Genomic DNA, 15,771 nt, shown 5'->3' with positions numbered 1-15,771 from the left:
GGTCAGCGTCCCTGTCGGGCGAGGAAGACGAGCTTTTCGAAGAGATGCACGTCCTGCTCGTTCTTCAGCAGGGCGCCGTGCAGGGGCGGAATGCTGGTGCGGGCATCCTTGCTGCGCAGGGCCTCGGCCGGAATGTCCTCGGCCAGCAGCAGCTTGAGCCAGTCCAGCAGTTCCGAGGTGGAGGGCTTCTTCTTCAACCCGGCCATCTCGCGCAGGCCGAAGAACACCTCCAGGGCCTCCTGCAGCAGTTCCCGCTTCAGTTCCGGGTAGTGCACGGCAACGATCTTCTCCATGGTCTCCCGGTCGGGGAAGCGGATGTAGTGGAAGAAGCAGCGGCGCAGGAAGGCGTCGGGCAGTTCCTTCTCGTTGTTGGAGGTGATGAAGATGAGGGGCCGGTGCCGGGCCCGCACGGTCTGCCGCGTCTCATAGACGTGGAACTCCATGCGGTCCAGCTCCCGCAGCAGGTCGTTGGGGAATTCGATGTCGGCCTTGTCGATCTCGTCGATCAGCACCACCGCCGGGGTTTCGCTCTCGAAGGCCTGCCACAGCACGCCCTTGACGATGTAGTTGGCGATGTCGGAAACCTTGGGGTCCCCCAGCTGGCCGTCGCGCAGGCGGGACACCGCATCGTATTCGTAGAGGCCCTGCTGGGCCTTGGTGGTGGATTTGATGTGCCACTGGAACAGGGGCAGGCCCAGGGCCCGGGCCACTTCCTCCGCCAGCAGGGTCTTGCCGGTGCCCGGTTCGCCCTTGATCAGGAGTGGGCGTTGCAGGGTCACGGCGGCGTTCACCGCCAGGGTCAGTTCCCGGGGGGCGACGTAACGCTCGGAACCGTCGAAACGTGGGGTCATGGGGATGCTCCGGTGGGGTTGGGGGCGCGACGGCGGCGAGGCGGCGTCCTGCCGTTTTTCTCATCATTGTAACGACAGCGCTAAATGACCTTTTGTTGATTTGTACCGCTTGCCATTTCTGCCGTTTTGCTATGATCAAAAACGATATTACAAAAGTTATGCCATTCCAAGAATGGCGTCTTTCCTTAGTCTCCTGGCATAGCCCCTTTTTCGCGGCAGCAACGATGAAAATCAATCTTCCGGTTACAAATCAAGAGATTCCCTTTCCCCCGAATCAGTATCTGGTCTCCAAAACCGATCTCAAGGGCATCATCACCCATGCCAACGATGCCTTTGTCGAGATCAGCGGTTTCTCCCGCGACGAGCTGATCGGGGCCAGCCACAATCTGGTCCGCCATCCGGACATGCCGCCCCAGGCCTTTGCCGACCTGTGGCGCACGGTGAAGTCGGGCAATCCCTGGCGCGGCCTGGTGAAGAACCGCAGCAAGGACGGCGGTTTCTACTGGGTCGAGGCCTTCGTCGTGCCGGTGGTGAAAAACGGCCATACCGAAGGCTACATGTCGGTGCGCACGCCGCCGGCCCGGGACAAGGTGCAGGCGGCCGAGGCCCTCTACCAGCGCCTGCGGGAGAACAAGAACGCCTCCCTGCCCCAGTCCGCTGCCGGCTTCTGGTCCCGCCTCTCGGTGAAGGGGCGCCTTGGGGCCATGATGGCCGCCTTCGTCGCCATCACCGCGGTGGTGACCGGCATCGGCCTCTCCGGTCTGCAGGAAGGCAACGCCAGCCTGCAGGAGCAGTACCAGCGCAAGCTGGAGCCGACCACGGTGGTGAACGAGGTGCTGGCCCTGCTGGGGGAAAACCGCTCCCAGATCATGCTGGCCCTGCAGCACGATCCCAAGAGCGAACTGGTGAAGCTGCACGACCACGGCCTGGAAGTGCATCTGGAAAAGACCCTGGCCAACCGCCAGCAGATCAACGCCCAGCTCGAAGCCCTGCAGAAGCTGCCCCTGTCGGAGAAGGAACGGCAGCTGGTGGAGCAGCTGGGGGAGGCGCGCAAGAAATTCTCCGCCGAAGGCGTCAATGCGGCCCGGGAGTCCCTCAAGGCCGGGGATTTCCATCAGGCCTCGGTGCTGCTGCTGACCAAGATCAACCCCATCTACGGCCAGGTGCAGCAGGCCGGCAAGGCCCTGGTGGATGAGCTGAAGGCCTCGGCCCGGGCCGATTTCGAGCGGGCCCAGGCACGTTACGAGAACATCCTGTGGGCCATGGCCCTGGCCACCCTGGCGGCCCTGGCCCTGGCGGTGGTGGGCGGCTGGCTGCTGGTGCGGGCCATCGTCAATCCCATGCGCCAGGCCATCGACACCTTCAAGCTCATCGCCGAGGGCGACCTCACCAGCGACATCGACATCAGCCGGCGCGACGAGGCCGGCCAGCTGCTGTGCCAGCTGGCCACCATGCAGGCCACCCTGAAGGCCATGCTGGACCAGATCCAGGAAGCCTCCCGCCAGATGGACCAGCGCTGTAGCCAGCTGGAATCCGAGGTGGCCCTGGTGGCGGCCAAGTCCCAGCAGCAGCTGGACGACGTGCAGAGCGTCGCCGCCGCCACGGAGGAATTCTCCCAGTCGGTGCAGGAAGTGGCCGGCCACGCCGGGGAGACCGCCAGCGCGGCCCAGAACTCGGAACGGCTGGTGGAGGAAAGCAACACCCAGATCGGCCGCAGCATGGCCGTCACCAACCGGGTGGTGGAAGCGGTGACCGGCTCTTCGGCCACCCTGCACGAGCTGAACACGGCCATCGACCAGATCGGCCAGATCACCCAGGTGATCAAGGAAATCGCCGACCAGACCAACCTGTTGGCCTTGAATGCCGCCATCGAGGCGGCCCGGGCCGGCGAGGCGGGCCGGGGCTTTGCCGTGGTGGCCGACGAGGTGCGCAAGCTGGCCGAGCGCACCACCACCAGCACCGCCGACATCACCGGCAACATCGGCGCCATCCAGGGCGCCACCCACGAGGCGGTGAGCCGCATGGAGCAGGCGGTGCGGGAGGTGGAGGAGGGCATCGGCATGATGCGCGAGAGCGTGGCCGGGCTGGAGGGCATTACCGCCGCTTCCCAGCAGGTCAGCGCCATGGCCCGGCAGATTTCCGAAGCCTCCCAGCAGCAGAGCATCGCCAGCCAGGAGGTGAACGGCAGCATGGAACACATTTCCGTGCTCATCGAGCAGAACACCGCCACCGCCCAGGAGGCCCAGCGGGCCACCGAGGCCCTGGTGTCCACGGCCGAGGGCCTGCGCGCCATCCTGGCCAGCTTCCGCCTGTACCGCTGATCCGGCCGGCGCCGGCAGCGGCAAAAACAAAAGGGGCGCCCGCGGGCGCCCCTTGTCATTGGTGCCGGGCCGGCATCAGGTGGTGAAGCGGCCCACCATGGTGTTCAGCTCCCGGGCGATGTTGTCCAGGGCCTCGGCGGTCTCGGCGGTGTTGCGCATGGCGGCGGAGGTCTCTTCCACCATCTGGGCGATCTGCTCCACCCGCTGGGCGATGCTGGTGCTGGCGGTGCTCTGTTCCCGGGTGGCTTCGGCCACTTCCTGGATGCGGTGCAGGGTGGTTTCCGAACCCTCGCGGATCTGCCGCAGGGCGTCGGCGGCGGATTCGGCCAGGGTGACGCCTTCTTCCACCTGGGGCAGGGCCGCATCCATGACCTGCACCGTCTCGTCGGTTTCGGTCTGGATGCTGACGATCATGTCCTCGATTTCCACCGTGGCGGAGGCGGTGCGTTCGGCCAGCTTGCGCACCTCGTCGGCCACCACGGCAAAGCCCCGGCCCTGTTCGCCGGCCCGGGCCGCCTCGATGGCGGCGTTGAGGGCCAGCAGGTTGGTCTGGGCGGCGATCTCCTTGATGACGCCGGCGATGCCGGAAATTTCCTTGATGCGGCCTTCCAGGTGGCGGATCTTCTCCGAGGCGCCGGTGACCGAGCCGGCCAGGTTCTTGATGGCACTGGAGGCGGTGGTGACCCGGGTTTCGCCGTCGGCGGCCAGGCTGGCGGAATTGTGGGAGTCGGCCTCCGTATCCCGGGAACTGTCGGAAATGTGGTTGATGCTCACCGTCAGTTCCTCGATGGCGGCGGCCATGGAGGAGGTGGCGTCGGCCTGGTGCTGGGAGGCGGTGGACACTTCCTGGGAGGCGGTGTTGATGCGCTCGGCGTTGTTGGAGAGGGCGGTGGCGCTGTTGCCGATTTCCCGGATCACCTGGCGCAGTTCGCTCACCATCTGGCCGAAGGAGGCGAGCATGGAGCCCTTGGGCGCATTGCCCACCTCCACCGCCAGGTTGCCGGCGGCGGCCTGGCTCATCAGTTTGATGACGTCGGCGGGTTCGCCTCCCACCTGCTGGCGGATGCTGCCGCCCACCAGGAAGGTGGCCACCGCCACGGCGATGAGGATGATGGCGGCGATGAAGGTGTCGGACAGGGCCCGCTCCCGCACTTCCGTGGCCACATCGTCCATGTAGATGCCGCTGCCGATGACCCATTCCCAGGGGGCGAACAGCTTCAGGTACTGCAGCTTTTCCACCGCCTTGTCCGCCGGCTGGCCCGGGCGCGGGAACAGGGTTTCGACGAAGGCGCCCTCGGGGGCGGCCTTGGAGGCGGCCAGGATGTTTTTCAGGGTATAGCGGCCGAGCACATCCTTCACCTCTTCCACCTTGCTGATGCCTTCCCATTCCGGCTTGGTGGTGTGCATGACGGTGACGCCGTCGCTCCTGTAGACGTAGAAGTATTCGGACTTGCCGTCGACGCCGCCGTAGCGGCCATGGCGCATGGCTTCCCGGGCCGCCTTCTGGGCCTCTTCCCGGCTCATCTTGCCGGCGGCTTCGAGAGCCTGGTAGTTGGCGGCGATGCTGTAGGCCGATTCGACGGCGGCCTTGACCACCGCCTTGCGGCCGTCGGTCAGGTCCCGTTTCACTCCCCAGGCGCTGAGGCCGGTGAGCAGGACCATGCCGATGACGGACATGACCAGCAGCAAGACGAGCTTGGTCTTGAGCGAGAGTTTCGCAAACATGGATTTCCCCCAGGGTGTAGGTTTTTTATCTATTACTTTTGGCTAATGTGGCTAAATACTGCACCTGTCCGTAGGGGAATGACAAGTGCCCGCCAAAGTCCGCGACAGGCGCGGAATTCCAGGGGGTGGGGGTGGCTGCCGTCAGCCAGGCGTCAGGTTCAGCCGCGGCCGGCGCGCTTGACGGCTTCCAGATAGGCTTCCGGGTCCAGCTGGTTGCCCGCCTGCTGGGCATGCCAGACGGCTTCGCCCAGGCATTCGAGCAGCTGGTGCTTGGCGGCGTGGGGATCGTCCAGGCGCCGGGCCAGGGCGTGGAAGGCTTCCCGGATGCCCCGGGGATGGTCGATGGAAATCTGCTCCTCCACCGCCAGATGCAGGGAGAGGTGCAGGAAGGGATTCATCTGCCCTTCCTCCGGCGTCCATTCCTGGCTCAGGGCCCGCTCCACGTCGGCCAGCAGGGCGTGGTATTCGGGATGAAGGCGGATCAGGTCCACGGCGATGGTTTCGGCGCCCACCAGGGGCAGGCCTTGCCGGTCTTTTTGCCAGGCGTCGCAGAAGAAGCGGCGCACCTGGTCGCGGCTGGGATTGAACATGGCTTAAATCTCGGAAAAGAGGGCGGTGACGACGCTGTTGTGCAGCAGCCGTCCGCCGTTGCTGGGGGCGATCTGGCCGCTGCCGTAGAGGCCCAGCAGGGGCACGCCGGGGAAGCGTTCGGTGAAGACCAGCAGGTCCCGGTCCTCGCCGCCGTAGAAATAGGGGCCGCGGCCGATGCAGGAGAACATCAGGCCCAGGCTGGGCCGGGGCAGCTCATCGCCCAGGGCCACCAGGGTGTCGCGCATTTCCTGTTCCGCCGCCAGGGGCTGACGCACCGCCCAGGCCAGGGACTGGCCCGGCACCAGCTTGTCGGCCAGGGTGACGACGCCTTCCGGGCCGGTGTCGATCACCGGCAGCAGGCGGCAGTAGGTGCCCTCGGGACGGTCCAGGGCATGGCCCGGTTCCGCCACCACGGCGGTGACGTGGTGCAGCAGGCGCCGCTCCCGCTGTTCCAGGGGCAGGGCCCGCAGCAGGGAATCCAGGGCGGTCTGCTGGCCCAGGGTATGCAGGTCGTGTCCCCGCACCTCCACCACCGGCGCCGGCTCGGTGAGCAGGCGCAGGCCGCAGGAGAGGGCGACACTGGCCTGGCTGCCGGCGATGGCCAGGGACAGGCGGTGGTCGGCGCAGGGGCGGCCCTGCTGCCACACGGGCCCGGGTTCGCTGGCCAGGGCGTCCAGGTGCAGGGCGCCGAAGCGCTGGCTGCCCGGGGTCGCCCATTCCGGCGGCAGGCTGGAGGCGGAGGCGAGGGAGAGCAGGGGCGCGGCGCCGGGACGGCCCGGCACCAGGGACAGGGGGCCGGCGAAAACCATGGCGGCGGCAGCGGGCCGGTCCAGCACCCAGCCTTCCTCGGTGAACAGGCCGGCGGCCACGCTGCCGGCCACCTGGGTGCAGGCGGCGGCGCGGCTGGCGGCGAGCAGGGCCGGTTGCACCTGGCGGGAGAAGTCCTGGGTCAGGTAGAGCAGCACGCTGTTGGCGTGGCTGGCGCCGGCGGCAAGGAGCTTGTCCAGGGCCTGGCGCACCGCGTCCTCCGCCAGGCGGGGCAGGGGATCGTTGCCGGAAACCAGGGCGGTGGCGACAGTCATGGCAGTGCCTCGGGACGGGCTACAGGTGGGCGGGTTCGGAACAGGTCTTGCCCGGATATTCGCACAGATCGGCGATGACGCAGCGTTCGCATTCGGGCTTGCGCGCCTTGCACACGTAGCGGCCGTGCAGGATCAGCCAGTGGTGGGCGTCCAGCCGGTATTCCGGTGGCGTGGTCTTGAGCAGCTTTTCCTCCACCGCCAGCACCGTCTTGCCCGGGGCCAGGCGGGTGCGGTTGCAGATGCGGAAGATGTGGGTGTCCACGGCGATGGTGGGTTCGCCGAAGGCGGTGTTGAGCACCACGTTGGCGGTCTTGCGGCCGACCCCGGGCAGGGCCTCCAGGGCCTCCCGGTCCCGCGGCACCTCGCCGCCGTGCTGTTCCAGCAGGATGCGGCAGGTGGCGATGGTGTTCTTGGCCTTGGTGCGGAAAAGGCCGATGGTCTTGATGTAGTCCATCAGCCCTTCCTCCCCCAGGGCCAGCATGGCGGCCGGCGTCGGGGCGGCGGGGAAGAGCTTGCGGGTGGCCTTGTTCACGCCCACGTCGGTGGCCTGGGCAGAGAGCAGCACGGCGATCAGCAACTGGAACGGGGTCTCGTATTCCAGCTCGGTGCGGGGCGCCGGGTTGGCGGCTTGGAGCCGGGCGAAAATCTGGGCCCGCTTGGCGGCATTCATGGTTTTTGGCTTGGCTGGAAAATTGTTTTAGCCACAGAGGACATCCCCCAAGGGGACTTCCTTCACCCCCTTTGGGGGTTCGGGGCGCAGAGATGACTGAGTAAGTGTTGCTCCGGCATTGGGGCCGGTGGCAGGGGGCATTTTACATCTGGCCTGAGAGGCAGTAAGGGCGGGAGTCTCGGTCATGCCTTACCGGAGAGTGGCGTCCCTATTGCCTTTCCGGCATGGCATGTATTTCTCTGTGTCCTCTGTGCCCTCTGTGGCAAGGGGTTTTCAATGGCAGCCGGCTTCGGCCACCGGCGCCGGCGGAGTCTTCTGCTGGCGGGCGGCGGCCCGGGCTTCGATCCAGTTCTTCCAGGCGATCAGGCAGCCCAGCAGGATGAAGGCGCCGGGGGGCAGGATGGCCAGCAGCAGGCCCGGGTAGTCCTTGGGCAGCAGCTGCAGGGGCTGCAGGCCGGGGAAGACCATGTCGATGCCGGAGAACAGGGTGCCGGCGCCGATCAGCTCCCGCAGGCCGCCGAGGAGGCCCAGGGTCCACAGCATGCCGACGCCCATGAAGACGCCGTCGGCGGTGGCCTGCAGGGGCGGGTTCTTGGCGGCGTAGGCTTCCACCCGGGCCAGCACGATGCAGTTGGTGACGATGAGGGGAATGAAAATGCCCAGTACCAGGTACAGCTCGTGCAGGTTGGCGTTGAAGAGCAGGTCCACCACCGTCACCAGGGCGGCGACGACCAGGATGAAGACCGGGATGCGGATTTCGTGGGGGATGAGATTGCGCAGGCTGGCGATGGCCACGCCGGAGAGGGCCATGACGATGATGGTGGCCAGGGACAGCATGACGCCGTTCACCAGGTTGGTGGTCACGGCCAGCAGGGGGCACAGGCCCAGGATCTGTACCAGGCTGGTGTTCTGCTTCCAGATGCCGTTGCCGGCGATCTGCTTGAATTCCTCGCGGGTGATCATGGTCGGCCTCGCTTATTTCCGGTCCGCTGCGTTCTTGTCGGCTGCGGCGAACAGTTCGTCCCGGTGGGCGTCCACATAGGCGACGGCCTTCTTCACCGCCTTGACCACGGCCCGGGGCGTCACGGTGGCGCCGGCGTTGGAATCGAAAAGGCCGCCGTCCTTCTTCACCTTCCACTCCTTCTCCGCCAGGGTGGCGAGGGAGAGGCCGTTGAACTGGGTGATCCAGGGCCGTTCCTTGTTCCTGTCCTTCTTCGGTTCCACGTAGTCGCCCAGGCCCGGGGTTTCCTTGTGCTGGGTGACGCGCACGCCGGCCACCCGGCCGTCGGCCTGCACCGCCAGGATCAGGCGGATCTTGCCGGCATAGCCGTCCGGCGCCATGGCTTCCAGCACCAGGGCCGCCGGGGCGCCGCCCATGCGGGCGCGGAAGACGGTGGAAGGCTCTTCCAGCCCCAGTTCCGGGGTGGGGGCCAGGGCCAGGGTGTCGTGCAGCAGGTCGTTGTCGTAGCTGGCGGTGGGCAGCACTTCGTTCACCAGCTTCATCTTTTCTTCCGTGGCCGAGGCCTGGATGGCCGGCAGGGTCCACTGGTAGGCGCCCGCCAGGAGGCCGGTGAAGACGATGACGAAGACGAACAGGATGACGGCGGTGCGCGCCGCCATGGTGCCGGCCGTGGGTTCCTTTACCGTCACCATGTCATTGGTCCTTCATGCCGAAGACCTTCGGCTGGGTGTACATGTCGATCAGGGGCACGCAGATGTTCATGATCAGCACGGCGAAGGCGATGCCGTCCGGATAGCCGCCGAAGACGCGGATGATGTAGGCCAGCAGGCCGACGCCGGCGGCGAAGATGAGCTTGCCCCGGGGCGTGGTGGCGCCGGACACCGGGTCGGTGGCGATGAAGAAGGCCCCCAGCATGGCGCCGCCCCCCAGCAGGTGGAAGACGGGATTGGCAAAGCCGGCGGGCTGCCACAGCCACAGCAGGCCGGCGAGGAGGCCCATGGCGCCGAGGAAGGCGGTGGGGATGTGCCAGGTGATGACCTTGCGCCAGACCAGGAAGAGGCCGCCGGCCAGATAGCAGAGGGCGATCACCGCCTGGGCGTTGCCGGCCAGGAAGGGCAGGGGCCCGCTATGGCCCTCGTCGGCGCGCAGGGCGGTCTTCAACGCATCCAGCGGGGTGGCGCTGGTCATGCCGTCCAGGCGCGGTGCCAGGCCGAAGATCCAGTCCAGCTGCTGGGCCGGCGCCAGGTGGGAGCCGGGGCCGGGCCACTGGGACATGAGGGCCGGGAAGGAGACGATGCACACGGCGAAGGCGATCATGGCCGGGTTGAAGGGGTTCTGCCCGAGGCCGCCGTAGAGGTGCTTGGCGACGACGATGGCGAACAGCACGCCGACCACGGTGAGCCACCAGGGCGCCACCGGCGGGAAGGTGAGGGCCACCAGCCAGGCCGTGACCACGGCCGAGCCGTCGCCGAGGAAGAGGGCCAGGGGCTTGTCCCGCAGGCGCAGCATGGCGGCCTCGGCGGCCAGGGCGGTGAGGGTGGCGATGGCGATCTGGGCCAGGATGCCCGGGCCGATGAGCAGGGTGTAGGCGACGATGCCCGGCACCAGGGCCAGCAGCACCTGGGTCATGACCCGGCGCACCGAGGTGTCCTTGAGCAGGTAGGGGGAGGTGGAGAATTCCATGACCGGGGCGTCAGTTCTTGGGGGTTTGGCCGTCGTCCGCCGGAGCGGCCGGGGCGGCCTCGGCGGGATGGGCTTCGGGGTGGGCCAGTTCGGTCTTGGCGATGTCCCGCAGGCGGGCGCGGCGGGCCTCGATGTCGGCCACTTCCTGCTGCTGGGCGCGCTGGGCCCTGGCCCGTTCCATGGCGGCGGCGATGGCGGCCTTCTTGGCGGCAGCGGCGGCCTCTTCCGGACTCTGGGCGGCCGGCGTTGCAGTGGCTTCGGCCGGGGTGCCGCCTTCGGCAGCAGCGGCAGCGGCAGCGGCGGCTTCGGCGGCCTTCTTGGCGGCCTGGGCAGCGGCGGCCTTGGCCAGCTTCTCGGCCTTTTCCTGCTTTTCCCGCTCGTCCCGGAGCTGCTTGAATTCGAAACGGGTCTTGGCGCCGTCGGCCGCCTTCTTGTCCCGTTCCCGGGCCCAGATCTCGCTCTTGGCGAAACGGAAGTACTGCACCAGGGGAATGCGGGAAGGGCAGACGAAGGAGCAGCAGCCGCACTCGATGCAGTCGAAGATGTTGTATTCCTGGGTCTTGCCGAAATTCTTGGCGCGGGCGAACCAGTACATCTCGAAGGGCTGCAGTTCGTGGGGGCAGACCTGGGCGCAGGAGCCGCAGCGGATGCAGGGCATCTCCGGCGCCTTGGGCGGGAACAGGGCCGGCGAATGGGCGATCAGGCAGTTGGTGGCCTTGACCACCGGCGCCTTGGCCTCGGGCACCAGGAAGCCCATCATGGGGCCGCCCATGATGATGCCGTCGGTGTCCGCCTTGGGGCCGGCGATGGCCAGCAGTTCGTCCATGGGGGTGCCGATCAGCACCTCGTAGTTGCGTGGCTCGGCCACGTTGCCGGTGAGGGTCACCAGGCGGGAGATGACCGGCTCGCCGTGGCCCAGGGCGCGCCAGGCAGTGTAGGCGGTGGCCACGTTGAAGCACTGCACGCCCATGTCGGTGGAGCGCTTGTTGGCGGGCACTTCCTTGCCGGTGAGGACGCGGATCAGCTGCTTGGCGCCGCCGGCCGGGTACAGGGTGGGCACGCTGACGACCTGGAAGTCCTCGCCCGCGGCCTGTACGGCCTGGGCCATGGCGGCGGCGGCTTCCGGCTTATTGTCCTCGATGCCGATGAGGACCTTCTTCGGCTGCAGCAGGTCGCGGAAGATGGCGATGCCCTTGACCACCTCGGTCGCCCGTTCCCGCATCAGCAGGTCGTCGCAGGTGATGTAGGGCTCGCATTCGGCGCCGTTGATCACCAGCTCTTCCATGGGCACGCTGCGGGACGCCTGGGTTTTGGCGTGGGAGGGGAACACGGCCCCGCCCAGACCCACCACGCCCATGTCACGCAGCAGTTCGCGCACCTGTTCCGGGGTCAGGGTTTTGTAGTCGACGCTCTGCCGCTCGATCCAGCGGTCCTCGCCGTCCGGCTCGATGACGACGCAGTCGGTGAGCAGGCCGGAGGGGTGGGCGGCGGCGTACATGCCCACTTCCCGCACGGTGCCGGAGGTGGGGGCGTGCACGGCGGCGGAGATCCAGCCGTCGGCCTCGCCGATCATCTGGCCCTTCAGCACCCTGTCGCCCACCTGCACCAGGGGCCGGGGCGTGCCGCCGATGCTCTGGTGCAGGGGCACGGCCACCACGGAGGGCAGGGGCGCCTTGGCGATGGGCAGGGTGACGGACTGGGCCTTGTTGGTGGCCGGCTTGACGCCTCCCTTGAACTTGAACAGCTGCATCAGGCCCATGGCTTAGGCGACCCTCTTCAATTCAACGACCGGGTATTTCCACTTCCACGTATCCACCGTTTCCTGGATCGGCTCCATGGTGATGCATTCCACCGGGCAGGGCGGCAGGCACAGCTCGCAGCCGGTGCACAGGGATTCGACGATGGTGTGCATCTGCTTGGCGGCGCCGACGATGGCATCCACCGGGCAGGCCTGGATGCACAGGGTGCAGCCGATGCAGGTGTTCTCGTCGATGAGGGCCACCTGGGGCGGCTTCTCCACCCCGTCCAGGGGCTTGGCTTCCCGGCCCAGCAGGTCGGCCAGCTTGCCCACCCCCTCGGCACCGCCGGGGGGGCACAGGTTGATGTCGGCCTCGCCCTTGGCGATGGCTTCGGCGTAGGGCTTGCAGCCCGGGTAGCCGCACTGGCCGCACTGGGTCTGGGGCAGGATGGCCTCGATCTTGTCCACCAGGGGATCGCCGTCCACCTTGAACTTGACCGAGGCAAAGCCCAGGGCGGCGCCCAGGACGACGGCCCCCAGGGCCATGATGGCGATGGCGATGAGCATTATTGGTACTTGTCCAGGCCGGAGAAGCCCATGAAGGCCAGGCTCATGAGGCCGGCGGTGACCATGGCGATGGCCACGCCGCGGAAGTGAACCGGCACGTCAGCCCCCTCGATGCGCTCCCGGATGCCGGCGAAGAGCACCAGCACCAGGGAGAAGCCGACGGCGGAGCCCATGCCGAAGAGCAGGGACTCGACGAAATCGTAGTGGTTGGCCACGTTGAGCAGGGGCACGCCGAGCACTGCGCAGTTGGTGGTGATGAGGGGCAGGTAGATGCCCAGCACCTGGTGCAGCACCGGGCTGGTCTTCTGGATCACCATTTCGGTCAGCTGCACGATGGCGGCGATGGTGACGATGAAGGAGAGGGTGCGCAGGTACTCCAGACCGAAAGGCATCAGGAGGTAATGGTCGATGATGTAGCTGGCCCCGGTGGCCACGGTCAGCACGAAAGTGGTGGCGGCCCCCATGCCGAAGGCGGTTTCCAGTTTCTTGGAAACGCCCATGAAGGGGCAGAGGCCGAGGATTTTCACCAGCACCACGTTGTTCACCAACACGGCGCCGATGACGATGAAGAGATAGTGGCTGATCATGGTCGGATTTTCAGGGGCGGTGCATTATCCCGCCGAATAACGTAAGGGGCAACCTTGGCGGCCCTGGGGGCATTGCCCGCCGGGCCGCCCCGGAGGGCTCAGCGGCCCATCCGGCAGAGGGTTTCCGCTGCCTCCCGGACCAGGTCCGGCCCCCGGTAGATGAAGCCGGAATAGATCTGCACCAGCTTGGCGCCGGCCTCGATCTTTTCCGCCGCATCGGCACCGGAAAGGATGCCGCCGACGCCGATGATGGGCACCTCGCCCTGGAGGGCGGTGGCCAGCTTGCGGATCACCTGGGTGGACAGGTCCCGCACCGGGGCGCCGGAGAGGCCGCCGGCCTCGTTGCCGTAGCGGCAGCCTTCGACGCCGTTGCGGGAAAGGGTGGTGTTGGTGGCAATGACCCCGTCCATGCGGTGCTGGCGCAGCAGGTCGGCGATGGCCTGGATCTGGGCGTCGTCCAGGTCCGGGGCGATCTTCAGGGCCAGGGGGGTGTGCTTGCCGTGCTTTTCCGCCAGGCGGGCCTGGGCCGCCTTCAGCTGGCGCAGCAGGTCGTCCAGGGCGTCATCCCGCTGCAGGTCGCGCAGGTTCTTGGTGTTGGGGCTGGAGATATTGACCGTGACGTAGCTGGCGGCGGCATACACCTTCTCCAGGCAGATCAGGTAGTCGTCGGCGGCCTTCTCGATGGGGGTGTCGAAGTTCTTGCCGATGTTGATGCCGAGGATGCCGCCGCACTTGGGGAACTGGGCCAGGGCCACGTTCTGCAGCAGGTGGTCCACCCCCTCGTTGTTGAAGCCCATGCGGTTGATGATGGCCTGCTTCTCCTCGATGCGGAACAGGCGGGGCTTGGGGTTGCCCGGCTGGGGCCGGGGCGTGACGGTACCCACTTCGAGGAAGCCGAAACCCATGGCGGCCATGCCGTCGATGCATTCGCCGTTCTTGTCCAGGCCGGCGGCCAGGCCCACCGGGTTGGGGAAGCGGAGGCCCATGACCTCCACCGGGCATTCCGGCGCCTTCTTGCCCATGAGGCAGGACAGACCGGCAGCGTGGAGGGCGGCCAGGCCGTTGAGGCCGATGCCGTGGGCCTTCTCCGCATCCAGGGAGAAGAAGATTTTGCGGGCGAGTGAATAGAGCATGGGCGCGATTTTACCGCAATGCACCATGGACCGGTCTTGCGGCATATGACTAAAGGTAAGGGTGCAGTTTTACCACACCCCGAGAAGCATTCCTATCTGCGAGATTGAATTGCGTATCGTGAAACGCCATTTGCCCGGCATGGTGTGGGTGGCGCCGCCCCGCTGACTTGGCATGGCCTCCAGGGCGGAGAGGGCGGAGAGGGCAGCCATGCCGTCTGGATAGCGGTGCCATCGAACCCGGTGGGGATGGCTTTTCGTACAGGTTTTTCCGTTCTACAATAAGAATAATTCTTATTCGTTTCTTTCCTTTGCCATGAGCGCCGTCCTTTCCCAATCCGATCTGGCCGTGGCCGCCCTCTACCGGGAGCACGGCGGGTGGCTGCGTTCCTGGCTGCGGCACAAGCTGGGTTGCGCCGAGAGTGCCGCCGATTTGGCCCAGGACACCTTCTGCCGCATTCTGCGGCGGGAAAACCTGGAGGGGCTGCGGGAACCCCGGGCCTACCTGACCACGGTGGCCCACGGCCTGGTGGTGGACCACTGGCGGCGCCTGGAGATCGAACGGGCCTACCTGGAAGCCCTGGCCTGGCAGCCCGAGGCCCTGGCTCCGTCGCCGGAGGAGCGGGCCCTGGTGCTGGAGGCCCTGCTGGAAATCGAGGCCCTGCTCGTGGCTCTGCCGGAGAAGGTGCGCCAGGCCTTCCTCCTGGCCCAGTTCGACGGCCTCGGCTACCGGGAGATCGGCGAGCGCCTGGGCGTTTCCGAGCGCATGGTGAAGAAGTACATGGCCCGGGCCATGCTCCACTGCCTGTTGGCCGGGAGTGACGCTTGAGCGCCCGAGCCGGCATCCAGGCCACCGACTACCAGGTGCTGCAGGCGGCGGCCGAATGGTTTGCCGTGCTCCACGACCCGGGCGTCAGCGCCGCCGAACGGCAACGCTGGCAGGCCTGGCTGGAAGCCCGGGAGGAACATCGCCGGGCCTGGCAGCAGGTGGAGGCGGTAAGCCGCAGCTTTGCCAGCCTGCCCCGGGCCGGCCAGTCCGGCGAAGCGGCCCGGCTGGCGGTGGAGGCGGGCAGCCGCCAGCGCCGCATGCAGCGGCGCCAGGCTATGAAGGCCCTGGTGTTGTTCGCCGCCGTCGGCGGCATGGCCTGGGGCGGTCGCCGCCTGGGGCTGTGGCCCGGCGAAACGGCAGATTTCGAGACCGCCCGGGGCGAAACCCGGGAAGTGCAACTGGCCGACGGCACCCGGGTCTGGCTCAATACCGACAGCGCCATCAGTGTGCGCTTCCAAGCCGGCGAGCGCCGCCTGGGCCTGCTGCGCGGCGAGGTGCTGGTGGAAACGGGCAAGGGCGAGCCGGGCGTGGACGACGGAGCGGCGCTCCGGCCCCTGCGTCTGGCTACGCCGGAAGGCCTGCTGCGGCCCCTGGGCACCCGCTTTCTGGTGCGCCGGGACGAGGGCGGCGGGTCCGGCGAATCCCTCGCAGTGTTCGCCGGGGCGGTGGAAATCACGCCCCACGGTCAGCCCGGGGGGCGGCAGGTAATCGCCGCCGGCCAGGAAGTGCGCTACGACCGTAACGGCGTCGCCACCCCGGTGCCGGCCCAGACGGCGCGCCAGGCCTGGAGCCGGGGCATGCTGGTGGCCGACGACATGCGCCTGGGCGACTTCCTTGCCGAACTGTCCCGCTATCGCAGCGGCCACTTGGGCTGGGACCCGGCGGTGGCCGAGCTGCGCCTGGTGGGCGCTTTTCCCCTGGGAGATACGGACCGCATCCTGGTCAGCCTGGAGGAAAGCCTGCCCCTGCGGGTGCGCCGCACCCTGCCCTGGTGGGTCAGCGTGGAGCCCCGCTGAGGTTCCTCCGGCGCCGTTCA

At 67.5% G+C, this 15,771-nt stretch carries 15 protein-coding genes; 3 read left to right on the top strand and 12 right to left on the bottom strand.

Annotation, left to right across the window (positions count from 1 at the left end; genetic code table 11):
- Positions 1-2: 2 nt before the first annotated feature.
- Entirely contained in the window at positions 3-851 is an 849-nt protein-coding gene (locus tag AC3QLZ_RS03940) for an AAA family ATPase (RefSeq protein WP_130458724.1), read from the bottom strand.
- A 224-nt stretch (positions 852-1,075) separates the two neighbouring features.
- On the opposite strand from AC3QLZ_RS03940, the gene AC3QLZ_RS03935 reads away from it, so the two are divergent.
- Positions 1,076-3,172, top strand: a complete 2,097-nt coding sequence (locus AC3QLZ_RS03935) for a methyl-accepting chemotaxis protein (protein ID WP_492783380.1) — start codon at positions 1,076-1,078, stop codon at positions 3,170-3,172.
- Positions 3,173-3,247: 75 nt separating this feature from the next.
- On the opposite strand, the gene AC3QLZ_RS03930 is transcribed toward AC3QLZ_RS03935, so the two are convergent.
- The 11 genes from AC3QLZ_RS03930 to AC3QLZ_RS03880 form a co-directional block, all read right to left on the bottom strand.
- Positions 3,248-4,897: a methyl-accepting chemotaxis protein gene (locus tag AC3QLZ_RS03930; RefSeq protein ID WP_492783379.1), complete on the bottom strand. Its 1,650-nt coding sequence runs from the start codon at positions 4,895-4,897 to the stop codon at positions 3,248-3,250.
- Positions 4,898-5,055: 158 nt separating this feature from the next.
- Entirely contained in the window at positions 5,056-5,487 is a 432-nt protein-coding gene (locus AC3QLZ_RS03925; protein WP_130458721.1) for a DUF1841 family protein, read from the bottom strand.
- Between the two features lie 3 nt (positions 5,488-5,490).
- Positions 5,491-6,570: an FIST C-terminal domain-containing protein gene (locus tag AC3QLZ_RS03920; RefSeq protein ID WP_492783378.1), complete on the bottom strand. Its 1,080-nt coding sequence runs from the start codon at positions 6,568-6,570 to the stop codon at positions 5,491-5,493.
- Between the two features lie 19 nt (positions 6,571-6,589).
- A complete protein-coding gene (nth, locus tag AC3QLZ_RS03915; protein WP_014238001.1) occupies positions 6,590-7,240 on the bottom strand; it encodes an endonuclease III in 651 nt (216 codons plus the stop codon).
- A 273-nt stretch (positions 7,241-7,513) separates the two neighbouring features.
- Positions 7,514-8,203: an electron transport complex subunit E gene (locus AC3QLZ_RS03910; protein WP_492783377.1), complete on the bottom strand. Its 690-nt coding sequence runs from the start codon at positions 8,201-8,203 to the stop codon at positions 7,514-7,516.
- A 12-nt stretch (positions 8,204-8,215) separates the two neighbouring features.
- Positions 8,216-8,893, bottom strand: a complete 678-nt coding sequence (gene rsxG / locus AC3QLZ_RS03905; protein WP_492783376.1) for an electron transport complex subunit RsxG — start codon at positions 8,891-8,893, stop codon at positions 8,216-8,218.
- Between the two features lies 1 nt (position 8,894).
- Entirely contained in the window at positions 8,895-9,884 is a 990-nt protein-coding gene (locus AC3QLZ_RS03900; RefSeq protein WP_492783375.1) for an RnfABCDGE type electron transport complex subunit D, read from the bottom strand.
- Positions 9,885-9,894: 10 nt separating this feature from the next.
- Complete coding sequence (rsxC, locus tag AC3QLZ_RS03895) at positions 9,895-11,643, bottom strand: electron transport complex subunit RsxC (RefSeq protein ID WP_492783374.1); 1,749 nt, start codon at positions 11,641-11,643, stop codon at positions 9,895-9,897.
- A gap of 3 nt (positions 11,644-11,646) precedes the next feature.
- A complete protein-coding gene (rsxB, locus tag AC3QLZ_RS03890) occupies positions 11,647-12,189 on the bottom strand; it encodes an electron transport complex subunit RsxB (protein ID WP_014237996.1) in 543 nt (180 codons plus the stop codon).
- Positions 12,189-12,773, bottom strand: a complete 585-nt coding sequence (gene rsxA, locus AC3QLZ_RS03885; protein ID WP_130459282.1) for an electron transport complex subunit RsxA — start codon at positions 12,771-12,773, stop codon at positions 12,189-12,191. Before rsxA ends, rsxB begins: the two co-directional genes overlap by 1 nt.
- A gap of 101 nt (positions 12,774-12,874) precedes the next feature.
- A complete protein-coding gene (locus tag AC3QLZ_RS03880) occupies positions 12,875-13,909 on the bottom strand; it encodes a quinone-dependent dihydroorotate dehydrogenase (protein ID WP_043798339.1) in 1,035 nt (344 codons plus the stop codon).
- 313 nt (positions 13,910-14,222) lie between these two features.
- Here AC3QLZ_RS03880 and AC3QLZ_RS03875 point away from each other — a divergent pair, with 313 nt between their 5' ends.
- On the top strand, positions 14,223-14,735 hold the full coding sequence (locus AC3QLZ_RS03875) for a sigma-70 family RNA polymerase sigma factor (protein ID WP_492783373.1): 513 nt from the start codon (positions 14,223-14,225) through the stop codon (positions 14,733-14,735).
- A complete protein-coding gene (locus tag AC3QLZ_RS03870) occupies positions 14,732-15,751 on the top strand; it encodes a FecR domain-containing protein (RefSeq protein ID WP_492783372.1) in 1,020 nt (339 codons plus the stop codon). The genes AC3QLZ_RS03875 and AC3QLZ_RS03870 overlap by 4 nt, the downstream gene beginning before the upstream one ends.
- Positions 15,752-15,771 lie beyond the last annotated feature (20 nt).

The sequence above is a fragment of the Azospira sp. MPR-LB4 genome (genome assembly GCF_058809525.1).
Note: the sequence above shows the minus strand (reverse complement) of the source record. Positions and strands in the feature narration are given on the sequence as shown.